A 23337-nucleotide genomic window follows, 5' to 3' on the forward strand; every position below is an offset into this window, starting at 1 on the left:
GTTGCAATAAAAATGCGGAATGGACTTTTGTGGAGGCAAGGCGGACCCTGCCTGCAGGCTCGCATGAACGGGCAGATATTCTCGCCAAACTTAACTGAAAGGATAGGGGGTGGGACTAGTGGAAGTCAACAAAGTTGCGCTACGGAAAACGTAAGTTGTTGTTTCCCGGCACTTTTTCATGCGCTTGTTACATGCGCTTGTTACATGCGCTTGTTACATTCGCGGCCCGCCACGGCTGGCTGCCTCCTGCAGGCTGGCCAGCAAGCCGGGCAGGGCCGCGTGCAAGGCAGACAGGTCGCCCGCCGGCAGGTCGGCCTGCGTTTCCACCTGGCCCGAAGGCTGGCCCCAGACGACCTGTGCGCTGAGCCGGGCGCCCGACTCGAGTCCCGTGACGCTGACCAGCAGGGCGACTTCCTCCGGGGCATCGTCGGGCACGTCCTCGAGCAGGCAGGAAATGCCGAAATGATAATCGTGGAAGACGCTGGCCGTGCCGCTGGAAAACGCGAATACGGAGGCGAGCGCCCTTGGCGCGGCGGCCGCGAGTGCGGGCAGGGCGGCGCGGAACAGGGGCAGCAAGTCGTTTTCCAGCTGAAGCACCAGCGGGTGGGTGTGGACGAGGACGGTCATGGCAGGAGGAAGTCAATGGCGGCGCGCGATGTTAGCAGCTTTCGCCGCCGCTGTGGCCATGGACTGTGGTCCTACCAGTGGCGTCAGTCGTCATCGCTGGTGACGCGCGTGCGCACGAAATCGATGTGGCTTTGCATGGCCGTGCGCGCCTCCTCGGGCTGGCTGGAGCAGATGGCCTCGCACAGCGTGCGGTGCTGTGACAGCAGCTGCAGCGAGGTGGCCTCGTCCTGCTGGCGCAAGCCCGTGCCGTTGATGGTGATGTGTTCGCGCAGCATGCCGATGATGCTGGTGTGCAAGTGCAAGAACATGGTGTTGTGCGACGCCTGCGCGATGACTTCATGCAGGCGCGCGTCGGCCTGCGCCTCGCCGTGCTTGTCGTCGCTGGCGCGTGCCTGCTCCAGTTCGGCCAGCAGCGCCATGATCTGCGCGCGCTCGTCGCCGTTGGCCCGCTGCGCCGCGAAATAGGCCGTCGCCCCTTCCAGCACGCGACGAAATTCCAGGATGTCGTCGCGCAGGGCGGGGTGGTCGGCCACCAACTGGCTCCACGGCGACGCCATGCCGGTGCGCAATTGATCCGTCACGAACACACCGGCGCCGCGCCGGCTGCGCACGAGGCCGCGCGCCGCCAGCCGCTGCACCGCTTCGCGCACGGTGTTGCGCGAGACTCCATATTGCAGCGCCAGCAGGCGTTCGGCCGGCAATTGCGCGCCCGCCGGCAAGCTGCCGTCCAGCAGGGCCGTCTCCAGCCTGCGCATCACCATCTCGACCCTGCCCCGTGTTTGCATGCCTGTCGCCATCGATGTCTTCCGGTGTTGTTTTAAAGTGGTCCGAGCAATTTGAAGTGGCTTGCGGAAGCTGGAATTATGCGTGAACCGGTCATTCTTAACAACACACAGCGGCGCCGCAGCAACACACAGAGCGCCGGGAGACACACTCATGCAGCCAGACCCGCAGCCAGACCCGCGCCAGCCGCGTCACGTAGCAAGCCGCGCACCACGCCACTATCCGCCCGCACCGCTCCAGGTGTACCTGTTCGCCACCTGCCTGGTCGACCTGTTCGTGCCGCAGGCGGGGCTCGACGCGGTGCGCCTGCTGGAACGGGAAGGCTTGCTGGTGCACTATCCGCGCGGGCAGAGCTGCTGCGGCCAGCCCGCCTACAGCAGCGGCAACCCGGAACAGGCGCGTGCCGTGGCGCGCGCCCAGCTCGACCTGTTTGCGCAGCCCTGGCCCGTGATCGTGCCGTCCGGTTCCTGCGCCGGCATGATGCGCCACCACTGGCCGCAGCTGTTCCAGGATGACCCGGTGGCCGGTCCCAAGGCGGTCGAACTGGCCGAGCGCGTGTACGAACTGAGCGAGTTTCTCGTCTGCGTGCTGCAGCTTGACCTGGCGGGCCTGGCCCTGGCCGGCGCCGGGCAGGCCGATGAAAACGTGGTGCTGCATACCTCCTGCGGCGCGCGCCGCGAAATGGGCACGCGCACCCACGGCGTGGCCCTGGTCGATGCCTTGCCCGGCGTGACGCGCATCGAACACCAGCGCGAATCGGAATGCTGCGGTTTCGGCGGCACGTTTTCACTAAAACATCCGGATATTTCCGGCGCCATGGTCAGCGACAAGATCGCCTCGGCCTGCGCCACGGGCTGCGACCGGCTCGTCTCGGCCGACTGCGGCTGCCTGCTCAATATCGGCCACGCCGCCCAGCACCAGGGCGCGCCGCTGCCCGTCGAGCACCTGGCCAGTTTTCTGTGGCGCCGCACGGGAGGCGCGCCATGAGTACGGCATTGACTGCCCGCGAACGCATGCTGGGGCGTTTGCGCGCCGCCGCGCCCTCGGCGCCCGAATCGGTGGATACCATCGATATGGCCATCGACAATCACTACCAGGCCCGCCGCGCTGCCGCGCCGCTGCCGGCATGGCACAGGATAGCCGCCATGCAGGCAGCTTTGCGCGCTGCGCATGCGGAAGTTGACTGCGTGAGCGCGGACGCCTGGCCAGCCCTGCTGGCGCAGCGCCTCGGTGAACACGGCGTGCGCCGTTTGCTGCTCGATACCGGCAGCGCCGAAGGGCAGGCCTTGCGCGCCGCCTTGCCGCTGGGCGTGGCAGCGCTGTCTTTTGACCGTCCGCTGGTGCAGTGGAAGGGCGAATTGTTCGACACCGTCGACGCGGGGTTGACCGTCGCGCGCTCCGGCATCGCCGCCACGGGCACCCTGGTCATCGCGCCCGATGCGGCCACGCCGCGCACGGTGTCCTTGGCGCCGCCCTTGCACATCTGCCTCGTGTATGCGAGCAGCCTGCACGTGGACTTGCACGCGGCGGCGCGCGCCGAGCGCTGGGCGGACGGCATGCCGGCCAACCTGGTGCTGGTGTCGGGCCCCTCGAAAACGTCGGATATCCAGCAAACCCTCGCGTATGGCGCGCACGGCCCGCGCTGGCTGTGGGTGCTGATCGTCGATGACTTGCCAGCCCATGAAGGAGGCCAGCCATGAGCGCCAAGCCCCTGCAATTCGTCAAGCCGGCCGATTTCCATGCGCGCGCCCGCGCCGCGTTGGACGACCCGAAACTGCGCCAGAGCTTTCGCGGCGCCATGGATTTTTTACAGGACAAGCGCAGCGCCCAATTTCCCGACGGCGACGAGCTGGAACGCCTGCGCGACATCGGCGAAGCCGTGCGCCGGCACGCGCTGGCGCGCCTGCCCGATTTGCTGGTGCAGCTGGAGGAGCGGCTGACGGCGGCCGGCGTGCAGGTGCACTGGGCCGAGGATGGCGAGCAGGCCAACGCCATCATCCACGCCATCGCACAGCGCAATCAGGCGACGCGCTTCATCAAGGGCAAGTCGATGGCTAGCGAGGAAATCGAGCTCAATCACTACCTGGAAGCGCGCGGCATGCGCTGCCTGGAGTCCGATATGGGCGAGTACATCGTCCAGTTGGCAGGCGAAAAGCCGTCGCACATCGTCATGCCGGCGATACACAAGACCAAGGCCGACATCGCCGGCCTGTTCGCCGAGCACATTCCCGATGCGCCCTACACGGAAGACGTCGACAGCCTGATCCAGACGGGGCGGCGCGCCCTGCGCCAGGCCTTCGTCGAGGCGGACATCGGCCTGTCGGGCGTGAACTTTGCGGCGGCCGACACGGGCACCCTGTGGCTGGTGGAAAACGAGGGCAATGGCCGGCTGACGACGTCCGTGCCGGAGGTGCACATCGCCATCATGGGCATGGAAAAGGTGGTGGCCAAGCTCGAACATATCGTGCCATTGGCCAGCCTGCTGACGCGTTCGGCGACGGGGCAGGCCATCACCACGTATTTCAACCTGATTTCCGGCCCGCGCCGGGAAGGGGAACAGGATGGCCCGCGCGAAGTGCATCTGGTCTTGCTCGACAACGGCCGCAGCCAGGCCTATGCCGACGAGCAGCTGCGCGCCACCCTGCAATGCATACGCTGCGGCGCCTGCATGAACCACTGCCCCGTCTATACGCGCATCGGCGGCCACGCCTACGGCACCACGTATCCGGGGCCGATCGGTAAGATCATTTCGCCCCACTTGCTGGGACTCGCTGCGACGGCGGACCTGGCCACCGCGTCGAGCCTGTGCGGCGCCTGCGGCGAAGTGTGCCCCGTGCGCATCCCGATTCCGCAGCTGCTGGTGCGCCTGCGCACGGAGGCGAACCGCAATCCTGACGAACAGGTGGCGCATCCGCTACGCGGGCAGGGGGCCAAGTTCAGCCGCGGCGAAAGCCTGATCTGGCGCTTCTGGAGCGGCGCCTTCGCGCGCCCCGCCAGCTACCGTTTGTTCCGCTGGGCCGCCACGCGCCTGCGGATGCTGACGCCGCGCGCGCAGCTGGGCTGGACGCAGCACCGCAAGCCGTTGACGCCGGCGCCGCGCAGTCTGGCCGACCTGCTCAACGCACGGGGGCAGGAAGAATAGCGACGCCCCCCATACCGCAAAAAACACGCTGCACACAATTACATCAAAAGCCGTTTTTTCATTCAACCCGCATCCACCGGAGGAGACCCGACATGCAAACCTGGACCCAACTTTACACACCGCTCGGCAGCCTGTGGCTGTCGTCGCTGGCGGCAGCCGTTCCCATCATTTTCTTCTTCATCGCCCTGGCGGCGCTGCGCATCAAGGGCCACGTAGCGGCCGCCGTCACCCTGGCGCTGGCGCTGGCGGTGGCCATCTTCGCGTATGGCATGCCCGTGCCGCAGGCGCTGGCGGCGGCCGGCTACGGTTTTGCGTATGGCTTGTGGCCCATCGCCTGGATCATCGTCACGGCCGTCTTCCTGTATAAAATCGTCGTGAAAACGGGGCAGATCGAGATCATCCGCGCCTCCGTGCTGTCGGTGACGGACGACCAGCGCCTGCAGGTGCTCTTGATCGGCTTTGCCTTCGGCGCCTTCCTGGAAGGGGCCGCCGGTTTCGGCGCGCCCGTGGCCATCACCTCGGCGCTGCTGGTGGGCCTGGGCTTCAACCCGCTGTACGCGGCGGGCCTGTGCCTGATCGCCAATACGGCGCCCGTGGCCTTTGGCGCCATGGGCATTCCCATCATCGTGGCGGGCCAGGTGACGGGCATCGACCCCTTCCTGATCGGCGCCATGGCGGGCCGCCAGTTGCCGTTGCTGTCGCTGCTGGTGCCGTTCTGGCTGGTCTTCATGATGGATGGCTTGCGCGGCGTGCGCGAAGTATGGCCGGCCGCCCTGGTGACGGGATTGAGCTTTGCCGTGACCCAGTATTTCACGTCGAACCATATCGGCCCTGAACTGCCGGACATCACCTCGGCCCTCGTCAGCCTGGTGTCGCTGACCCTGTTCCTGAAGGTGTGGCAGCCGAAGAATGCGAAAGTGGCGCATGCCGTCGGCGGCGGCACGGCCGCGCTGTCCGGTTTTGGCGGCGCGGGCGGTGCTGTGGACCTGCGCGGCGGCGGCAACCGCGCCGCTTCGCCCTACACGACGGCGCAGACCATGCGTGCCTGGGCGCCGTTCGGTCTGCTGACGGCCATCGTCACCGTGTGGAGCCTGCCCGGCTTCAAGGCCCTGTTTGCCGCCGGCGGTGCCTTGTCTGGCCTGGTCATCAAGATTCACGTGCCCTATCTCGATAAACTGGTGATGAAGACGATGCCCATCGTGGCGGAACCGAAAGCGTATGACGCCGTGTTCAAGCTCGATCTGCTGTCGGCCGTGGGCACGGCGATCTTGCTGACGGCCGTGCTGTCGATGCTGATGCTGCGCATGAAGCCGCGCGATGGCGTCAAGGCGTTCGTGGAAACCGTGGTGGAATTGCGCCGTCCCGTGCTGTCGATCGGCCTGGTGCTGGCGTTTGCCTTCGTTGCCAATTACTCGGGCATGTCGTCCACGCTGGCCCTGCTGCTGGCCGGCAGCGGCGCCGCCTTCCCGTTCTTCTCGCCGTTCCTGGGCTGGCTGGGCGTCTTCCTGACGGGCTCCGACACCTCGTCGAACGCCTTGTTCTGCTCCCTGCAAAACACGACGGCGCACCAGATCGGCGTGTCCGACACCTTGCTGGTGGCGGCCAATACGACGGGCGGCGTGACGGCGAAGATGATCTCGCCCCAGTCGATCGCCGTCGCCTGCGCGGCAACGGGGCTGGTGGGTAAGGAATCGGACCTGTTCCGCTTCACCTTGAAGCACAGCCTGTTGTTTGCCATCATCATCGGCATCATCACCATGCTGCAAGCCTATGTGTTCACCGGCATGATCCCGCATTGAGCGGTCCGTAGAAGTACGTAGTAAAACTAGATGAATTGATAGTAAAACGTGCAGGCGGTCATGAAAATGACCTGATGCGCTGCAACATATCGAGGATGGCCCGGCGCAATGCCGGGTCTGCGGCGATGCCTTCCGCATCGAGTCCCGACCCCAGCAGGGGCAGGCTGATGCAGGCCTCGTCGATCAGGCGCGCCGACATGGTGCGCACCGTTTCGCGCAGGGCCGCCTGCGCGTGCGTGGCGCGCGGCGAGGCGTTCAGCAGCACCAGCGGCTTGTCGATGAACGATTCATTTCCCACCATCCAGTCCAGCGCATTCTTCATGGGTCCGCTCACGCCGTGCGCATACTCGGGGCTGGCCAGCATCAGCACGTCGGCCGCCAGGATGGCGTCGCGCAGACCCGTCACGGCGGGCAGGCTGTCGGCGTCGAGGTCGGGATTGAACAGCGGCAGTTCACCGAGTCCCGGATGGATGCGGATGTCGAATGACGGCGGGGCAAGCCGGGCAATGGCGCGCAGCAGGGCGGTGTTCAGGGAGGCGGCGCGCAGGCTGCCGGCGATGGCGAGGATGGTAATGGGCGTTTGCATCCCGCCTGTATAGCCCATCCTGTGCTCAAGCGCAAGGCGAGCAGGATGGCGCTATCGATGTTGCAACAGCCGGTGGGCGACTGGGTACTGCGTCACTCTTAACGGCTCAGACCGCTCATCCAGCTTGGCTGCGGGTTGGCACGGGCCAGTTCGCGCATGCGGTATTCCAGATCGTAACGGTCGGTCGATTCGGCCAGGTAGGCTTCTTCGTAAGCGCGCTCGCGGCGGTCGCTGCTTTGGTTCAGCCAGGCACCGACGCGTTTGGCGGCGTGGACCAGGGTGGCGACGATATTGCTGTTTTGCGTGGTGTGGTAAGTAAATGCGGTAGACATGGCAGACTCCTTATGTGGCGTGCCGCGTTGTGCTGCACTGCAATATAAGTATAGCGACTCCAAGTTATAAGGCTACTTTTGATTTCAAATGTCAGCTATTCAATTTTTAAATAACAGGCAGGAAAGCTGCGCAATACGGGGCTTTAAGGCATAATGCCGGCGCAGTATCGTAGTTTTACTACAAGACTGTTTTGCCCCGAATGTTGTTTTCAGACGCAGCCCGCAGGCGTGCCGCGCCCACAAGACATCATTCTGGCGAGAAACGGTCGGCCGTGCGCCTGCCGCGCGCAAGAAGCGCCCAGCCTGCCCCCGTATCGCTGATGGCAGTCATGGCCCACGCTGATATCTGCGTGGCGCTTGCGCGTCCTGGTGCTGCCCGGGTGGAAACGCTTCCATGCCTGGCAAGATCAACTTGGAATTGAAAAATGGAGAAGGTATGGAATACGTAAAGCAAGGCCAGGGCATGCAGTCCGCACAGGCCGGCACGCAAAACAATACAGGCGCCCTGATCATTGTCACGGTACTGTTTTTCATGTGGGGACTGTTGACCTCGCTCAATGATGTGCTGATTCCCCATCTGCGCTCGATCTACACCTTGACCTATGTCCAGGCGATGCTGGTGCAGTTCTGCTTCTTTGGCGCCTACGCCATCGTCTCGCTGCCCGCCGGCATGCTGATCAAGAAAATCGGCTACCAGCGCGGCGTCGTCGCCGGCCTGCTGATCGCCGCCGCCGGCTGCGCCATGTTCTACCCGGCCTCGACCGGCAGCTATGCGTTGTTCCTGTTGTCCTTCTTCATCCTGGCGGCCGGCATCACCGTGCTGCAGGTGGCGGCCAACCCGTACGTGACGGAACTGGGCGACCCGCAGACGGCGTCGAGCCGATTGACCCTGACGCAGGCGTTCAATGCGCTGGGCACCACCGTGGCGCCTGCGCTGGGCGGCATGCTGATTTTGTCCGGTACCGTGCTGACAGTGCAGCAGTTCGACCTGCTGCCGGCGGCCGAGCAGCTGGCCTACCGCGCCAAGGAAGCCGCTTCCGTGCAAGGCCCGTACCTGGTGCTGGCTGCCACCCTGGTGATCCTGGCCGTGCTGTTCGCGCTGGCCAAACTGCCAAAGATTTCGCATGCCGACGATGCGGCCGCCCTGGCGCAGGACGGCAACAAGGTCTCGATCTGGTCGCACCGCCACCTGGTGCTGGGCGCGCTGGCCATCTTCCTGTACGTGGGCGGTGAAGTGAGCATCGGCAGCTTCCTGATCAACTTCCTGGGCGAGAGCCACATCGCGGGCCTCAGCCACGCAGACGCCGCCTATTTCGTCAGCTATTACTGGGGCGGCGCCATGCTGGGCCGCTTCGTCGGCTTTGCCGTGATGCGCTATGTCAGCCCGGGCAAGACTCTGGCCTTCAACGCCGCCGTCGTCATCGCGCTGATCCTCGTCGCCGTGTTCTCCAGCGGCCACACGGCCATGTGGGCATTGATCGCCGTCGGCCTGTTCAACTCCATCATGTTCCCGACCATCTTCAGCATGGCCTTGAACAAGCTGGGCGCGCAAACGGGACAAGGTTCGGGCATCCTGTGCATGGCCATCGTCGGCGGCGCCATCGTGCCGTTCATCCAGGGCTTCCTGGCCGACCACATCAACCTGCAGCTGTCGTTCCTCGTGCCGGCCCTGTGCTACACGTTTATTTTGTACTTCGGCTGGAAGTACGCGAGCATGTACAGCGACGACGCCAAGTAAGCAAGGTAGCGTTATCAATATAAAGGGTGGCCTCGGCCACCCTTTTTTACGTCAGTGCGCGAACTGCGTGCCCAGCACGTCCTGGCACACTTCGAGCCAGGCGCGCGCCGCGTGCGACAGATAGCGCCCGCTCCAGACGTGCGCCACCTGCCACGCCACCTCCGGCTCGACGAGGCGCACCGCCTCCAACGGTTCGCCGGCCAGGCGGTGGATGAACGGCTCGGGCAGCAGGGCCACGCCCAGGCCGGCCGACGCCATCGCCACCAGCCAGTCCCATTGGCCGCTCTGCGCCGCGATCGTCGGCGCGAAGCCGGCTTGCGCGAAATGCTGGCGCAGGCTGCGCGTGAGGGCGAAATCATCTTTCAATAACACCAGCGGCAAGTCGGCCAGCGCCTTGAAGGGCAGCGTCGTGCGGTTTTTCTGGAACGTGCCCGGCTCGGCCAGGGCCCAGATCGGGTAGCTGGCCACTTCCACGGCCACGAGATCGAGCTCCGGGTCGGCCGGCAGCACCGTCATGCCGATTTCCAGTTCGCCGGCCGCCACCTTGCGCTCGATCTGCTGGCCCGTGTCTTCCTGCAGGGTCAGGCTGATGTGCGGATGGCGCGCGCGGAAGGCTTTCAAGACGGGCGTAAACAGCACATTGATCATGGGCGGGATGCCCACCGTCAGGCTGCCGCGCTGCAAGGCCTGGGTATCGCGCACTTCCAGGGTCAGCTGGCGCATGTTTGCCAGCATTTCCTGGCCGTGCTGGTAGACGATGCGGCCCGTGTCCGTCAAGGTCAGCTTGCGCCCGTCGCGCACCAGCAGCTGCGCGCCCACCTCGTCTTCCAGCTGGCGCACCATCTTGCTGATGGTCGACTGGGTCAGGTGCAGCGATTCGGCCGCCTGCGTAAAGCTCGACAGGCGCACGGTTTCGACGAAATAGCGCAGGGAACGGATATCCAAGAGGGTGCTCGGCAGTGGCGCGACATGAAAATATCGACTGGATGTAGCGAAATTAATTCATGCCATGCATGTAAGCGGGATTTTATACTGAAACCACTTATGGGGTTGGTGTATGACAGCCATCCAGTTTGAGAATATTAAGAATATCAGGAGCATCACGATGTACGAGGACCGTATCCGCCACCCAGGCTTGCTCAGTAAAATCATGAGCGCCGACGAGGCAGCCAAATTGTTCCACAACGGCATGCGTGTCGGCATGAGCGGCTTCACCCGTGCCGGCGACGCCAAGGCCTTGCCGCGCGCACTGGCCGAGCGCGCCCTGCAAGATCCGTTGAGCCTGACCCTGATCACGGGCGCCTCGCTGGGCAATGGCAGCGACGGTCTGATGGCCGAGGCGGGCGTGCTGGCGCGCCGCATGCCGTTCCAGGTCGACCCTGTGCTGCGCGGCAAGATCAACAAGGGCGAAGTCATGTTCATCGACCAGCATCTGTCGGAAACGGCTGAGCAGCTGCGCTCGGGCAACCTGGCTGCCGTCGACATCGCCGTCATCGAAGCGACGGCCATCACGGCGGCCGGCGCCATCATCCCGACCATGTCGGTGGGCAACTCCGCCGCCTTCGCCCAGCAGGCGAAGCAAGTCATCATCGAAATCAACCTGTCCACGCCGCTGGCGCTGGAGGGCTTGCACGACATTTATATTCCACACACCTTGCCGGGCCGTGAACCGATACCCCTCACGCGCGTGGACCAGCGCCTGGGCAGTACGGCCATCGCCATCGACCCGGCCCGCATCGCCGCCATCGTCATCACGGACAGCCCCGACAGCCCGTCGAACGCCTTGCCGCCCGACGCGGAAACGCAGGCGATCGCCGGCCATGTAATTGCCTTCCTCGAAGGCGAAGTGGCGGCCGGGCGCATGGGGCCCGAATTGCTGCCGCTGCAGGCGGGTATCGGCACCATCGCCAACGCCGTGCTGCACGGCCTGATCGGTTCGCCCTTCCAGAACATGACGATGTATTCGGAAGTGCTGCAGGACAGCGCCATCGAACTGCTCGATTCGGGCCAGTTGGCGTTTGCCTCGGCTTCGTCGATCACTCTGTCGGCCACCGTGCACCGGAAGCTGATGGACAATATCGACCACTACCGCTCGAAAATCGTGCTGCGCCCGCAAGAGATCAGCAACCACCCGGAAATCGTGCGCCGCCTGGGCATCATCGCCCTGAACACGGCACTCGAGTTCGATATCTATGGCAACGTCAATTCCACGCACGTGTGCGGCACGCACATGATGAACGGCATCGGCGGCTCGGGCGACTTCGCGCGCAACGGGCAAGTGTCGATGTTCGTGTCGAAATCGGCGGCCAAGGGCGGGCGCATTTCCAGCGTCGTGCCGATGGTCTCGCATGTCGACCATACGGAGCATGACGTCGACGTGCTGGTGACGGAGTGGGGCTATGCGGACTTGCGCGGCCTGGCGCCGCGCGAACGGGCACCGCTGATCATCGAGCGCTGCACGCATCCCGAGTACCGCGAGCAATTGCGTGCCTATTACGACGCGGCATGTCAGCGCGGCGGCCACACGCCGCACATCCTGGAGCAGGCCCTGTCGTGGCATACGCGCTACCAGGAAACGCAGAGCATGCTGGCAGCGCGCTAAGGCCGGGGCGGCGCAAGGGCAGGGCGGTACGGCACCGCGCCTGCCTTTTTCACTACTCAATACATATGCAGCGCCTTGGCGCCCAGGCCCAGCAGGGCAAACGTGGTGGTGGCCTGGATGCCCATGAACCACAGGAAGTGGGTGTGCATGTGCTTGCGGATGTCGCCCAGTTCCGTGTGCAAGGCGTGGCAGTCGCCGCGCAGGTCGCCGCGAAATTGCGTCAGGTCGGCCCGCAGCAGCTGCGACTCGTCGCGCAATTCCGCACGCACGTTGTCCAGGCCTTCGCCAAGACGCTGTTCCAGGGTCTTGAACCATAGCCGGTCATGTTCCCGGTCCGTTTCCAGTTTTGTCAGGCGCGCTTCCATGCGTACAGCATTGTTCGCGCTTTGCTGTTTGTCAAGCCGGTCCGTGGCATAGGCTTCGTTCATCTCGCACTCCTTCGCGCGAGCCGCGCTGCACCAGCGCAGGCGGCGTCACCCCACTGTCCGCCTTTTCCGTCCGGGCGGTTTGCGCTGGGTCAAACGTCACGAGGACGGTGCAAAGCGCAGGCGGATGCCTGCCGTGACGACGGCCAGCAAGTCGTCGATATGTGCGTTCATTTCCAGGTGCGGCGTCCATGGGTCGCCCGCATCCATGACGATGCGCAGGGAAACGAGGCCGTGCAGCGATTGCCAAAAGATTTGCGTCATCGTGTGCAGCGCCGGCTCGTCCTGGCGTACCTGGCCCGCCTGCGCCAGTTCGCCGAACAGGTGCAGCGCGTAGGCATACGGGTCTTGCTCGATATTGCCGTGTTCCACTTCGACGGCGTCGACTTCCGCGTGCGGACGCAGCTCCATGAAGATCAGCGAATACTCGTCCGGATGCTGGAAGCCGTACTCGATGTAGGCGCGGCCGACCAGGCTGATGCGTTCCCATGGATCCATGCTGGTGTCGCAAGCAGTGCGCATGGCGCGTACCAGTTCCAGCAAATCCTTGTCCATGGCTTGGGCGATCAGGGTGGCCTTGTCGCGGAACAAGGCGTACACGACGGTGGTGGAGAAACCGGCCGCCTCGGCTACCTTGCGGATGGAGACGGCGCGCGCGCCACCCTTCTTGATGAGGTCTTTGACGACGTCGATGATGTGTTCGCGCCGCGCCTGCGCCTCGCGCAACTTTCTTTCCTGAATATTGGTCAACTTCTTGTCCACGACTCTTTCCTGGCGACTCTATGAAAGCAGGAATTATAGGGGCGCGATGGCCCGCTAATGTGTCTGGCATTGTTACAATTCAGTTTTTTGTCCGGTGGATGCGACAGTAGACCGATTTTTCGCGCTTTTGACCCCCGCTTTTCCATCGATGCCCCGGAATGGTGCACGAATCGACCGGCCAGGCTTTGCGAACGGGGACAAAGGGCGGAAAATAGAGGGATAGCTTACACTGCGTTTAGCGCAACGGCGGCCGCCCGCGAGGCGACGCCGGCACACTTACATTCGGACGGGATCATTACATGACCATTAAAATCAGCCAGAACTTCGACTCGGGCGCCATCGACGTGGTGAGCGCCACCAGCGCCGGCGCCATCGACCTGAACTTGCGCAAGGATAGCCACGCCGACATCCACCAGTGGTTCCACTTCCGCCTGCAGGGCGCGCGCGGCCAGGCATGCACGATGCGCTTCCTGAACGCGGGCCAGGCCACCTATCCGGCCGGCTATGAAGACTACCAGGCCGTGGCCAGCTACGACAGCGAAAACTGGTTCCGCGTGCCGACCTCGTTCGACGGCCAGGTCATGACGATCTCGCACACGCCGGAACTTGACAGCGTGTACTACGCCTACTTCGAACCGTACACGTGGGAACGCCATTTGCGCCTGCTGGGCGAAGTGGCCGAGCATCCGCTGGCGCGCGTATCGGACCTGGGCAGCACGGTCGACGGCCGCGACATGAACATGGTTACCATCGGCAATCCGCAGGCGGAAAAGAAAATCTGGGTCATCGCGCGCCAGCATCCGGGCGAATCGATGGCCGAATGGTTCGTCGAAGGCTTGATCGACTCGCTGCTCGACGACGCCAACCCGATCGCACGCAAACTCTTGCAGCGCGCCGTGTTCCACATCGTGCCGAACATGAACCCGGACGGCTCGATTCGCGGCAACCTGCGCACGAATGCGGCTGGCGCCAACCTGAACCGCGAATGGATGACGCCATCGCTGGAGTCCAGCCCGGAAGTGCTGTGCGTGAAAAACAAGATCCACGAAACGGGCGTCGACATGTTCTTCGATATCCACGGCGACGAAGCGCTGCCGTACAACTTTGTGGCCGGCAACGAAATGCTGGAAAACTTCACGCCGGCGCAAGCGGCGCACCAGAAAGCCTTTATCGAACGCTACAAGCAGGCCAGCCCCGATTTCCAGGACAAGTTCGGCTATGCCGCCAGCAAGTACAAGTCGGACATGCTGACCCTGGCGTCGAAATACATCGGCCACCACTTCGGTTGTCTGGCGCTGACCCTGGAAATGCCGTTCAAGGAAAATGCCGACTTGCCGGATCCGGCCGTGGGCTGGAACGGGGCGCGCAGCGCGGCCCTGGGCGCGGCCATGCTGCAGCCTATCCTGCTGTCGCTGGATTGAGCGGCGTTGATCATGGGCGTCGAGATCGAGCGTAAATTCCTGCTGCAAGGCGATGCCTGGCGCGGCCTGGGGCAGGCAGTACTGCTGCGCCAGGGCTATTTGTCGTCCGCGCGCGAGCGCGTGGTGCGCGTGCGCATCGAGGGCGAACAGGCGATGCTGACCATCAAGGGCGCCAACGTGGGAACGACGCGCGGCGAGTGGGAGTATCCGATTCCGCTGGCCGACGCCGTCGAACTGCTCGACGGCCTGTGCGAACAGCCGCTGATCGAAAAATACCGCCACCGCATCGAACACGCGGGCATGGTGTGGGAAGTCGATGAGTTTCTGGGCGTCAATGCGGGCTTGCTCGTGGCCGAGATCGAACTGGCCTCGGAAGACCAGCCCTTCGAGAAGCCGGAATGGATAGGCGCGGAAGTGTCGGGCGATGCGCGCTACTACAACGCGAATCTGATCCGCCACCCGTTCTCGCAGTGGTGATGGTGCGTTAAGCGTAGCGTGAAATGCAAAAAAGGCGGAACCGGGGTTCCGCCTTTTTTATGCGCCAACGCTGTTGTCGGATTACGCCGTTCCGGCTAATCCGACTTGCGGTCTGCCTTTCAACTATTGCATCGACATCTCTTCAAACCGTAGCGAGCAAGCCCGATATCGGGTTGAGTAACGCAGCTGTACTAAAGGTACAGCGAGTAACGCCGACCTGAGAGTGGGCTGCGCAGTAGGTTTGAAGAGTGTGTCATCAGATCAATGGAAATGTTCGGTGCCCTGTGGCGTATCTTCCGGCATTTCCGCATGCGCCAGCTCGCCGACCGGGTCGGCAAACAGGGGGGCGCCGCAATCGTCGCAATACTCTCCGACAAAACGTTCCGCGTGGCGCTTGATCTGCGTCACGCCGGCGGCGTTCAGATGTTCGATGATTTCATCGACGGGCGTCTTTTGCTTGTCCAGCGCGGCGATGCCGACCTGGATCAGGCCTTCGATCGGCGTGCCATCCTCGTCTTCCTGGCCGTACAGGGGCCAGACGATGCCGTAGATGACGTCCGGCGCCTGGCGCAGGGTGAAGGCGATGCGGTACTCGTCGACCTGGCCGTCGGCCGCCTCTTCGCCGAAGCCGGCGATCACGGCGCGCAGTTCCGACGGCTCGATGGCCAGCGTGTGCGTCAGGTAGTGCACGGCGGCGCGCACGGACACGGGACGTATCAGCTTGTCCGCTTCGCGGCAGGCCACGTAGTACGCTTCCGGCAGCAGCAATTCCAGGCCGCAGCCGGGCAGCAGGCGGGCGATGGTCGGCGTCGCCTGCGTGCGCCATTGTTCCAGGGCGGCGCTGCGCTCGGCGATGAAGTCGAGCTGGCTCGAAGGCGTCTGCCAGCGGAACAGCGGTGCGCCGGCAGGCGCCACCACGGCCACCAGCAGGTAGCGCGTATCGGCCAGGAAGGGCGCCGTTTCCGCTTCTTTGCTGGAGGGCTTGACGGCCGTGCCCTTCAGGGCGGCCAGGGCCAGCTTTTGCGTCTTGGCATAGGTCTCGACGTGGCTGCGCGGCAGCTGGTCGATCGAATACAGGGTGGGCGCCATGGCCATCTTCGTGCCGTCGGCCAGCAGGTGGGCGGCGAAATGCGCGGACAGCACGCCGTGCGCGTCGCCGGCCATGGGGCCGGAGGCGATGGAAAAGCGCGTCCACGCGAGGATGGGCACGGCGACGAGCAGGGCGTCGTAGCGCACGTCTTCATGTGTGACGACGGTCGATTCGCTGATGGCTTCAACGCAGTCCATCAGCACGTCGTAGGCGTTCAAGTCTTCCTTGAACAGGCTGCCCAGGGTGTTGTCGATGGTGTCCTGGTGGCCGGTTTTGAGTAATTTCTGGAGCTGCGTATCCAGGCTGTGTTCCCAGGACCGCTCTTCGAGACGGCTGGCTGCCTGTACGATCGCCTGGGCAAAGGTGACCAGGCGCTGGCTGTCGGCAGTCAGTTTATGGGATGAATCTTTGGAAGGACGACGCATAGCGGGATAAGAGTCTCGGAAAGTGAAAAAAATGGATCAGTCAAACAATGATAAACCCTTATAACCGTATTGTAGAGGATTCAGCCGCACGCAATACGTAAGCTGTCCTTAGATCATGCCAATAGTCGAAATTTCAAGTCGGAACGGGGCGCAGGGGCGAAAAAAAGCGCCGGTCGAAACCGGCGCTTTTATCTTACCTCACAGCTGGGCTGATTACTCTGCCAGCAGTTGACGCAGCACGAATGGCAGGATACCGCCATGCTTGTAGTAATCGACTTCGATCGGCGTATCGATGCGCAGCAGGACTTTGACTTCCTGGCTGCTGCCGTCGGCGCGGTGGATCACCAGGGTAGCCAGTTGCTGTGGCTTGATTTCGCCTTCGAGGCCTTTCAGGTCGAAGGTTTCATTGCCGGTGATACCCAGCGTCTGCACGCTGTCGTCGCCGATGAATTGCAGCGGCAACACGCCCATGCCCACCAGGTTCGAGCGGTGGATGCGCTCGAACGAACGGGTGATCACGGCTTTCACGCCCAGCAGCTGGGTGCCCTTGGCTGCCCAGTCGCGCGACGAACCCGTACCGTACTCTTCGCCGCCGAAGACCATGGTTGGCGTGCCTTCAGCAACATATTTCATCGCTGCGTCGTAGATCGACATTTGCTCGCCGGAAGGCTGGTGGATCGTGATGCCGCCTTCGACCGCCGAACCGTCCGCCTTGGCAGGGATCATGCGGTTTTTGATACGCACGTTGGCAAACGTGCCGCGCATCATGATTTCATGGTTGCCGCGACGCGAGCCGTAGGAGTTGAAGTCCGCTTTCAGGACGCCGTTTTCCTTCAGCCATTTGCCTGCAGGACCGTTTTCCTGGATCGAGCCGGCTGGCGAGATGTGGTCGGTGGTGATGGAATCGCCGAACACGCCCAGTGCGCGCGCGCCTTCGATGCCGGTGGCCACTGCCGCAGGCGTCATCGAGAAGTTGTCGAAGAACGGCGGTTCCGCGATGTAGGTCGATTTCGGCCAGTTGTAGACTTGGCCGGAGACGGTGGTGACTTTCTCCCACAGCTTGCCTGGCGCGCCCTTGACGTCGGCGTAGTTGTCCTTGAACACCTTGGCATTCATGGCGAACTTCATCATGGCCGAGACTTCAGCCGAGGTCGGCCAGATGTCGCCCAGGTAGACGTCCTTGCCGCCCTTGCCCTTGCCGACAGGCTCCGTCATCAGGTCGCGCGTCATGTTGCCGGCGATGGCGTAGGCGACGACCAGCGGTGGCGAAGCGAGGAAGTTCGAGCGGATGTTCGGGTGGATACGCGCTTCGAAGTTGCGGTTGCCCGACAGCACGGCCGACGCGACGATGTCGTGCGTGGCAATCGCTGCGTTCAGCTCAGGCGTCAGGTCGCCCGCATTGCCGATACAGGTGGTGCAGCCGTAGGCGGTCACGCCGAAGCCCAGTTTTTCCAGGTAGGGCAGCAGGCCGGCGGCGGTCAGATATTCGGTCACGACGCGCGAGCCGGGAGCCAGCGAGGTCTTGATGTGCGGAGCGACCTTCAGGCCGGCTTCCACGGCTTTCTTGGCCAGCAGGCCGGCAGCCAGCATCACGCTCGGGTTCGAGGTGTTGGTGCACGAGGTGATCGCGGCGATCAGCACGTCGCCGTTCGACACTTTCACGCCGTTCGTCGTTTCGTACACGGCAGCCAGGTCGGCCGGATTCTTGTTGAAGCCGTTTTCGGTCGTCGGCTTGGCGAACAGCTCGGCGAAGTTGGCCTTGACGTTGCCGATTTCGATACGGTCTTGCGGGCGTTTCGGGCCGGCCAGCGACGGAGCGACCGACGCAAGGTTCAGTTCCACCACGCGGGTGTAGTCGATGTCGCCGGCTTTTGGCACGCCGAACAGGTTCTGCGCCTTGAAGTAGCCTTCGAACGCGGCGATTTCAGCCTTGCTGCGGCCGGTGCCCTTGAAGTAGTCGATGGTCGCTTCGTCGACGGGGAAGAAGCCCATGGTCGCGCCGTATTCCGGTGCCATGTTGGCGATCGTCGCGCGGTCCGTCAGGGTCAAGGACTCAGTGCCTTCGCCGAAGAATTCGACGAACTTGCCGACGACTTTTTCTTTGCGCAGCAGTTCGGTAATCGTCAGTACCAGGTCGGTGGCGGTGCAGCCTTCGCGCAGCGCGCCCGACAGGTTCACGCCGATGACGTCAGGCGTCAGGAAGTAGACCGGTTGGCCCAGCATGCCGGCTTCCGCCTCGATGCCGCCCACGCCCCAGCCGACTACGCCGATGCCGTTGATCATGGTGGTGTGCGAGTCGGTGCCGACCAGGGTGTCAGGGTAGTACACGTCGCCGGCTTTCTTGCCTGCGTGGTGCACGCCGCGCGCCAGGTATTCCAGGTTGACCTGGTGGACGATGCCGAAGCCCGGCGGCACGACGCCGAAGGTGTCGAATGCCTGCATGCCCCATTTCATGAACTGGTAACGCTCGTTGTTACGCGAGAATTCCAGCTTCATGTTCAGGTCCAGCGCTTTCTTTTCGCGGTAGTGGTCGATGGTCACCGAGTGGTCGACCACCAGGTCGACCGGCACCAGCGGTTCGATCTTCTTGGCGTTGATGCCCATCTTGGCGGCCACGTTGCGCATCGCTGCCAGGTCGGCCAGCAGCGGTACGCCGGTGAAGTCTTGCAGCACGACGCGCGCCACTACGAACGGGATCTCGTCGGTGCGCTCGGCGGTCGGGCCCCAGCTCGCCAATTGCTTGACGTGTTCTTCGGTGACTTTTTTGCCGTCGCAGTTGCGCAATACCGATTCGAGCACGATACGAATCGACACTGGCAGGCGGGAGACATTGATGCCCAGGCTTTTTTCCAGCGCAGGCAGGGAATACAGCTTGCCCTTCTTGCTGTCCGAAATATTAAAGTCCTTGAGCGTGTTCAGAGTGTTGCGGGACATGACCTCTCCTTGTTGGGTATCGTCTATTATTGATTATTCAAATTACAAAACATGACTGAGCCCCCGAAGAGGCCCTTGCTACGCACATCAGCCGCCGGTCGCCGGCAGCACGCCCAGCGATGGCGGGGCTTCCACCACTGCCGCCGGCTTGGCTTGCTCCGCGTCCTTGCATTCATTGGCCAGCTGGCGGCCCTGCTTGGAGTCGAGCAGCATGCCTTTGGCCGGGATGCCGATCCACACGAGACCATACAGACGGTTCTCGAAGCGGTTGGCGCCGGTGGTGGTGCCAACGCGGCTCAGGCGGTGCAGGCGCTTCTTCCAGCGCAGGGCGATGTGTTTGTCGTCAGTAGCATTGGTGTAGATGGTAATTTTATTACCAAGTTCACAATTGAAATCGGTGGAGGCCGAGCCTGCCGTGTTCGGTTCATCGGCTTCTTCCTTGTCGGCGACCGACATGGCGAGCGGATGGGCTTCCTTGGCGGCAGCTTTTGCCTTGGCGGCCTTGGCCTTTGGCTTGGCCTTGACGGCCTTGGGATTTGCCTCTGCCGTGGCGGCGAAGCTGGCTGGCGCCAGCGTGAGGGTCATGGCGCCCAGCGCGACGCTGCAGGCAATTGCTAATTTGGAGAGGGACATCGTGTAATTCCTGTCAGTTTTCAGTGGTGCTGGAAGAGGGGGTGTTGAGTAATGCAGCAGCCGCCTCGGGCAGGCCGAGGCCCGCCAGTTTGGCGCGTTGCAAAACGGTCCAATAATATCGGTAGCTGGCGCGGTCGTGCAAGCGGCCATTTTGCGCAATCGGCCCCCAGTTGGCGCGCAGCGCTTCGTTGAGGATGTTGCTGGCCTCGTTGACTTCGGACAGGCGCGGCGTAAAGGCCTTGATGATGGGCTTGATCTGGTCCGGGTGGATGCTCCACATGCGCGTGTAGCCGAACTCGGCTGTCGCGCGCTGGGCGTCGTTGGCCACCACGGCCGAATCGCGCACGTCCGTCGTCACGTTATGCGACGCCACCTTGCCGTGCGCGTGGCAGGCGGCCGCCACTTCGAGCTTGGCGCGCACCACCAGCGGGTGCGTGAACTGGCCCGGCGTGCGCATGGCGGCGGCGGGAATGGCGCCGTAATGGGCCGAGACGAAATCCATGATGCCGAAGGACAGGCATTCGACCTGGGGCAGGGCGGCGATCGCATAGGCGTCGCGCAGCGCGCCGTGCGTCTCGATCAGGATGTGCACGGGCAGGTTGTCGCGGCCGGCGCGGCGCGCGTGCAGGTTGATCAGGTCGATGGCCAGCATGGCGTCCTGCACGCCGGCCACCTTGGGCACGGCGATGTAGGCCAGGCGGGATGCGGCCGTGCAGATGATTTCCACGTCGCGCGCGAAAAACGGGCTGTCGACGTCGTGCACGCGCACGCCGATGCGGTTGAACTGGTTGTCGTCGCTGGCCAGCAGGCCGGCGATCATCAGGGCGTGGGATTCTTCATTGCCGGCGCTGGCGCCGTCTTCGCAGTCGAACGTGATGTCGAACAGGGGACCAAGCTCTTGTTGCAAAGCAATCGATTTACGCATCAGCTTTTCAGAGCCGGCGTAGTGGTCGCAAGCGGCGAGCAACAGCGGCTGGCGTTTGCCTTGGAATAAAACCTCGGAAGGGTGCATGCTTAAGGCATTTCTGCAGGTAAAGACTACTTGATAAAACAGCCGCGCCGCGAATCTCGCGGGGCGGCCTTCGTGGCGGGCGGCACGTTTGCGCCGCGCCGCCAGAACTGGACTTAGGCCAGCAGGTGTTTCACGCCTTCGCGCTCTTCGGTCAGTTCTTTCAGGGTCAGGTTGATGCGCTCTTGCGAGAATGCATCGATTTCCAGACCTTGAACGATCGTGTACTCACCGTTGTCGGTGGTGACCGGGAAGCCGAACACGGTGCCTTCCGGGATGCCATACGAGCCATCCGAAGGAACACCCATGGTGGTCCACTTGCCGTTCGTGCCCAGCATCCAGTCATGGATGTGGTCGATGGCCGCGTTCGCTGCCGACGCTGCCGACGACAGGCCGCGCGCTTCGATGATGGCCGCGCCGCGCTTGCCGACGGTTGGCAGGAACACGTTGGCGTTCCATTCCTGGTCGTTGATCAGGTCTTTTACAGCCTTGCCGTTGACGGTGGCGAAGCGGTAGTCGGCGTACATCGTTGGCGAGTGGTTGCCCCACACGGTCAGCTTTTCGATGTCTTTCACGGCGGTGCCGGTCTTGGCAGCGACTTGCGACAGCGCGCGGTTGTGGTCCAGGCGCAGCATGGCGGTGAAGTTTTTCGCCGGCAGCGATGGCGCCGATTTCATGGCGATGTAGGCGTTGGTGTTGGCAGGGTTGCCGACCACCAGCACTTTGACATTGCGCGAAGCGACGGCGTCGAGCGCCTTGCCTTGCACCGTGAAGATCTGGGCGTTCGCTTCCAGCAGGTCCTTGCGTTCCATGCCTGGGCCGCGTGGGCGCGCGCCAACCAGTACGGCCACGTCGACATCCTTGAAGGCGGTCAGCGGATCGGAGTGGGCGGTCATTTCCGTCAGCAGCGGGAAGGCGCAGTCGTCGATTTCCATCATCACGCCCTTGAGCGCCTTCTGGGCTTTTTCGTCCGGGATTTCAAGCAGTTGCAAGATGACAGGCTGGTCTTTGCCGAGCATGTCGCCATTGGCGATGCGGAACAACAGGGCGTAGCCGATCTGGCCGGCGGCGCCGGTCACTGCAACACGCATTGGGGTTTTAGCCATGATGAATCTCCAAAAATGGGAAAGAAAACGGGCTTGAAGCTGGGCTTACGCTTATCCGGAAAAACTATAATGATACCAAAACCGGCCCGCGCCACCGAATTGCTGGTGTACGCTGCCGTCACGCTCGTGCTGCACGAAGCCAGAGTGGCTGGCCGACAACATAAAACGCGGGCTCACATGTTTTATCGAGGGCAGTTTAGGCCTCCGATCCCTATCTGTCAATCATATCTTATGTCTTATATAAGACAGATAACCGCGTCTGTTTTACTGGACGCGGGCAGTGATTTGTGTTGAAATGTCGGACTATGAATTCCGCCTCGTCCAATCTGACCAACAATGCCACTGCTGCAAGCGGGGCGGTCAGTCCGACCGCGGGCACCCCGGCCACGCCCGTCGCTGCGGCGGCCAGTACGCCAGTCACCGTGACGGCTGCCAGCAATACCACTGCGTCCGCCGTGCCTGCAGTCACTGCTTCGCCCACCTTCAGTCCCCTGTACCAGCAGATCAAGGCGCTCATCACGCAAAGCCTGCAATCGGGCGAATGGAAGCCGGGCGAGCTCATTCCCAGCGAGGTCGAGCTGGCCGGCCGCTTCAAGGTCAGCCAGGGCACGGTGCGCAAGGCCATCGATGAACTGGCCGCCGAGAATCTCGTCATGCGCCGCCAGGGCAAGGGCACTTTCGTGTCGACCCACCATGAGGCGCGCGCGCATTTCCGCTTCCTGCGCCTGGTGCCGGACGAAGGCGTGCCGCATTATCCCGAAAGCAAATTCATCGAAGTCAAGCGCGTGCGCGCGCCGGCCGACGTGGCGCGCCTGATGGACCTGAAGTCCGGCGACGCCGTCATCTTCATCAAGCGCGTCCAGTATTTCGACGGCGTGCCGACCATCGTCGAAGAGCTGTGGCTGCCCGGCCTGATCTTCAAGGGCCTGACGGCCGAGCGCCTGGTGGAATACAAGGGGCCCATGTACGGCCTGTTCGAAACGGAATTCGGCACGCGCATGATACGCGCGTCCGAGCAGATCCGCGCCGTGTGCGCCGACGCGGGCGCCGCGCAACTGTTGAATATCGACCTCGGCACGCCCTTGCTCAGTTCCGAGCGCGTGTCGTTTACCTACGGCGACAAGCCGGTCGAACTGCGCCGGGGCTTGTACCTGACCAGTCGCCACCATTATCAGAATGAACTCAGCTGAAGCTGCGGGGCGCCTGCGGGTGTCCGCACAAGCGGCAAGGCTGAAGTGCATCGCTTGCAAGATGCCTGCCGCAAGGCGGGCTACGGAGACAACGGAAAGCGCAGCGACAACATGGCCCGCCCCCGGCGGGCCGTGTTTTGCCAGCGATTCTGTAATTAAATTACGTGAACTACGGAAAGTAGCGCGGTATTTTGTAGTAAAAAACCATTTTGGTTATATGTAACAATAGATATTGGTATGGGTTGCGAAAATCGGC

At 63.2% G+C, this 23337-nt stretch carries 21 protein-coding genes; 9 read left to right on the forward strand and 12 right to left on the reverse strand.

The genetic code is table 11. From position 1 onward, the window contains the following. Nucleotides 1-213 precede the first annotated feature (213 nt). On the reverse strand, nt 214-627 hold the full coding sequence (locus CSQ95_RS15140; protein ID WP_099410092.1) for a hypothetical protein: 414 nt from the start codon (nt 625-627) through the stop codon (nt 214-216). Between the two features lie 83 nt (nt 628-710). Next, nucleotides 711-1412, reverse strand: a complete 702-nt coding sequence (locus CSQ95_RS15145; protein ID WP_257218057.1) for a FadR/GntR family transcriptional regulator — start codon at nt 1410-1412, stop codon at nt 711-713. Nucleotides 1413-1563: 151 nt separating this feature from the next. Between CSQ95_RS15145 and CSQ95_RS15150 the strand changes: the two genes are divergently transcribed. The 4 genes from CSQ95_RS15150 (at nt 1564) to CSQ95_RS15165 (ending at nt 6351) form a co-directional block, all read left to right on the forward strand. Continuing rightward, nucleotides 1564-2397, forward strand: a complete 834-nt coding sequence (locus CSQ95_RS15150) for a (Fe-S)-binding protein (RefSeq protein WP_099410094.1) — start codon at nt 1564-1566, stop codon at nt 2395-2397. After that, on the forward strand, nt 2394-3110 hold the full coding sequence (locus CSQ95_RS15155; protein ID WP_099410095.1) for an LUD domain-containing protein: 717 nt from the start codon (nt 2394-2396) through the stop codon (nt 3108-3110). The genes CSQ95_RS15150 and CSQ95_RS15155 overlap by 4 nt, the downstream gene beginning before the upstream one ends. Continuing rightward, nucleotides 3107-4552 carry a LutB/LldF family L-lactate oxidation iron-sulfur protein gene (locus CSQ95_RS15160; protein WP_099410096.1) on the forward strand — a complete coding sequence of 482 codons (1446 nt, stop codon included), beginning with the start codon at nt 3107-3109 and terminating at the stop codon, nt 4550-4552. The genes CSQ95_RS15155 and CSQ95_RS15160 overlap by 4 nt, the downstream gene beginning before the upstream one ends. A 92-nt stretch (nt 4553-4644) precedes the next feature. Beyond that, entirely contained in the window at nt 4645-6351 is a 1707-nt protein-coding gene (locus CSQ95_RS15165) for a lactate permease LctP family transporter (protein ID WP_099410097.1), read from the forward strand. Nucleotides 6352-6409: 58 nt separating this feature from the next. On the opposite strand, the gene CSQ95_RS15170 is transcribed toward CSQ95_RS15165, so the two are convergent. Next, a complete protein-coding gene (locus tag CSQ95_RS15170) occupies nt 6410-6937 on the reverse strand; it encodes an NADPH-dependent FMN reductase (protein WP_099410123.1) in 528 nt (175 codons plus the stop codon). A 98-nt stretch (nt 6938-7035) separates the two neighbouring features. Further along, complete coding sequence (locus tag CSQ95_RS15175; protein ID WP_080698581.1) at nt 7036-7269, reverse strand: DUF3563 family protein; 234 nt, start codon at nt 7267-7269, stop codon at nt 7036-7038. Nucleotides 7270-7705: 436 nt separating this feature from the next. On the opposite strand from CSQ95_RS15175, the gene fucP reads away from it, so the two are divergent. After that, entirely contained in the window at nt 7706-9007 is a 1302-nt protein-coding gene (gene fucP, locus CSQ95_RS15180; protein WP_099410124.1) for an L-fucose:H+ symporter permease, read from the forward strand. A gap of 51 nt (nt 9008-9058) precedes the next feature. Here the strand turns inward: fucP and CSQ95_RS15185 are convergent, their stop codons facing one another. Beyond that, the gene (locus tag CSQ95_RS15185) at nt 9059-9952 is read right to left on the reverse strand and encodes a LysR substrate-binding domain-containing protein (protein WP_070310298.1); all 894 of its coding nucleotides are present in this window, start codon (nt 9950-9952) and stop codon (nt 9059-9061) included. A gap of 160 nt (nt 9953-10112) precedes the next feature. Between CSQ95_RS15185 and CSQ95_RS15190 the strand changes: the two genes are divergently transcribed. Beyond that, entirely contained in the window at nt 10113-11609 is a 1497-nt protein-coding gene (locus CSQ95_RS15190; RefSeq protein ID WP_099410098.1) for an acetyl-CoA hydrolase/transferase family protein, read from the forward strand. A 56-nt stretch (nt 11610-11665) separates the two neighbouring features. Here the strand turns inward: CSQ95_RS15190 and CSQ95_RS15195 are convergent, their stop codons facing one another. Next, complete coding sequence (locus tag CSQ95_RS15195; protein WP_099410099.1) at nt 11666-12037, reverse strand: hypothetical protein; 372 nt, start codon at nt 12035-12037, stop codon at nt 11666-11668. Nucleotides 12038-12133: 96 nt separating this feature from the next. Then, nucleotides 12134-12796, reverse strand: coding sequence for a TetR/AcrR family transcriptional regulator (locus CSQ95_RS15200; RefSeq protein WP_099410100.1), 663 nt, complete (start codon nt 12794-12796; stop codon nt 12134-12136). Nucleotides 12797-13095: 299 nt separating this feature from the next. On the opposite strand from CSQ95_RS15200, the gene CSQ95_RS15205 reads away from it, so the two are divergent. Together CSQ95_RS15205 and CSQ95_RS15210 are read left to right on the forward strand one after the other, a co-directional pair. Continuing rightward, nucleotides 13096-14217 (forward strand): M14-type cytosolic carboxypeptidase, encoded by a 1122-nt coding sequence (locus tag CSQ95_RS15205; RefSeq protein ID WP_099410101.1) that lies wholly within the window; start codon nt 13096-13098, stop codon nt 14215-14217. 12 nt (nt 14218-14229) lie between these two features. Next, on the forward strand, nt 14230-14694 hold the full coding sequence (locus CSQ95_RS15210; RefSeq protein ID WP_070310307.1) for a CYTH domain-containing protein: 465 nt from the start codon (nt 14230-14232) through the stop codon (nt 14692-14694). 261 nt (nt 14695-14955) lie between these two features. Here CSQ95_RS15210 and CSQ95_RS15215 read toward each other — a convergent pair whose 3' ends face one another. The 5 genes from CSQ95_RS15215 to CSQ95_RS15235 all read right to left on the reverse strand — a co-directional run bounded on the left by CSQ95_RS15215 (nt 14956) and on the right by CSQ95_RS15235 (nt 21891). Beyond that, complete coding sequence (locus CSQ95_RS15215) at nt 14956-16209, reverse strand: DUF2863 family protein (protein ID WP_070219186.1); 1254 nt, start codon at nt 16207-16209, stop codon at nt 14956-14958. 213 nt (nt 16210-16422) lie between these two features. Beyond that, nucleotides 16423-19143 (reverse strand): aconitate hydratase AcnA, encoded by a 2721-nt coding sequence (gene acnA, locus CSQ95_RS15220; RefSeq protein ID WP_070219187.1) that lies wholly within the window; start codon nt 19141-19143, stop codon nt 16423-16425. Nucleotides 19144-19230: 87 nt separating this feature from the next. Continuing rightward, nucleotides 19231-19776 carry a hypothetical protein gene (locus CSQ95_RS15225; protein WP_099410102.1) on the reverse strand — a complete coding sequence of 182 codons (546 nt, stop codon included), beginning with the start codon at nt 19774-19776 and terminating at the stop codon, nt 19231-19233. A gap of 13 nt (nt 19777-19789) precedes the next feature. Next, nucleotides 19790-20788, reverse strand: a complete 999-nt coding sequence (locus tag CSQ95_RS15230; protein ID WP_099410103.1) for a CoA ester lyase — start codon at nt 20786-20788, stop codon at nt 19790-19792. A 113-nt stretch (nt 20789-20901) separates the two neighbouring features. Further along, nucleotides 20902-21891, reverse strand: coding sequence for a malate dehydrogenase (locus CSQ95_RS15235; protein WP_070219190.1), 990 nt, complete (start codon nt 21889-21891; stop codon nt 20902-20904). A gap of 305 nt (nt 21892-22196) precedes the next feature. Here CSQ95_RS15235 and CSQ95_RS15240 point away from each other — a divergent pair, with 305 nt between their 5' ends. Then, nucleotides 22197-23081, forward strand: a complete 885-nt coding sequence (locus CSQ95_RS15240) for a GntR family transcriptional regulator (RefSeq protein WP_086136318.1) — start codon at nt 22197-22199, stop codon at nt 23079-23081. Nucleotides 23082-23337: the final 256 nt, after the last annotated feature.

This window comes from Janthinobacterium sp. BJB304 (assembly GCF_002735765.1).
Taxonomy (GTDB): Bacteria; Pseudomonadota; Gammaproteobacteria; order Burkholderiales; family Burkholderiaceae_D; genus Janthinobacterium.

Coding starts and splice junctions, on each gene's coding strand:
- CSQ95_RS15140 (WP_099410092.1), bottom strand. CDS start 627: ATGACCGTCCTCGTCCACACCCACCCGCTGGTGCTTCAGCTGGAAAAC.
- CSQ95_RS15145 (WP_257218057.1), bottom strand. CDS start 1,412: ATGCAAACACGGGGCAGGGTCGAGATGGTGATGCGCAGGCTGGAGACG.
- CSQ95_RS15150 (WP_099410094.1), top strand. CDS start 1,564: ATGCAGCCAGACCCGCAGCCAGACCCGCGCCAGCCGCGTCACGTAGCA.
- CSQ95_RS15155 (WP_099410095.1), top strand. CDS start 2,394: ATGAGTACGGCATTGACTGCCCGCGAACGCATGCTGGGGCGTTTGCGC.
- CSQ95_RS15160 (WP_099410096.1), top strand. CDS start 3,107: ATGAGCGCCAAGCCCCTGCAATTCGTCAAGCCGGCCGATTTCCATGCG.
- CSQ95_RS15165 (WP_099410097.1), top strand. CDS start 4,645: ATGCAAACCTGGACCCAACTTTACACACCGCTCGGCAGCCTGTGGCTG.
- CSQ95_RS15170 (WP_099410123.1), bottom strand. CDS start 6,937: ATGCAAACGCCCATTACCATCCTCGCCATCGCCGGCAGCCTGCGCGCC.
- CSQ95_RS15175 (WP_080698581.1), bottom strand. CDS start 7,269: ATGTCTACCGCATTTACTTACCACACCACGCAAAACAGCAATATCGTC.
- fucP (WP_099410124.1), top strand. CDS start 7,706: ATGGAATACGTAAAGCAAGGCCAGGGCATGCAGTCCGCACAGGCCGGC.
- CSQ95_RS15190 (WP_099410098.1), top strand. CDS start 10,113: ATGTACGAGGACCGTATCCGCCACCCAGGCTTGCTCAGTAAAATCATG.
- CSQ95_RS15195 (WP_099410099.1), bottom strand. CDS start 12,037: ATGAACGAAGCCTATGCCACGGACCGGCTTGACAAACAGCAAAGCGCG.
- CSQ95_RS15205 (WP_099410101.1), top strand. CDS start 13,096: ATGACCATTAAAATCAGCCAGAACTTCGACTCGGGCGCCATCGACGTG.
- CSQ95_RS15210 (WP_070310307.1), top strand. CDS start 14,230: ATGGGCGTCGAGATCGAGCGTAAATTCCTGCTGCAAGGCGATGCCTGG.
- CSQ95_RS15215 (WP_070219186.1), bottom strand. CDS start 16,209: ATGCGTCGTCCTTCCAAAGATTCATCCCATAAACTGACTGCCGACAGC.
- acnA (WP_070219187.1), bottom strand. CDS start 19,143: ATGTCCCGCAACACTCTGAACACGCTCAAGGACTTTAATATTTCGGAC.
- CSQ95_RS15225 (WP_099410102.1), bottom strand. CDS start 19,776: ATGTCCCTCTCCAAATTAGCAATTGCCTGCAGCGTCGCGCTGGGCGCC.
- CSQ95_RS15230 (WP_099410103.1), bottom strand. CDS start 20,788: ATGCACCCTTCCGAGGTTTTATTCCAAGGCAAACGCCAGCCGCTGTTG.
- CSQ95_RS15235 (WP_070219190.1), bottom strand. CDS start 21,891: ATGGCTAAAACCCCAATGCGTGTTGCAGTGACCGGCGCCGCCGGCCAG.
- CSQ95_RS15240 (WP_086136318.1), top strand. CDS start 22,197: ATGAATTCCGCCTCGTCCAATCTGACCAACAATGCCACTGCTGCAAGC.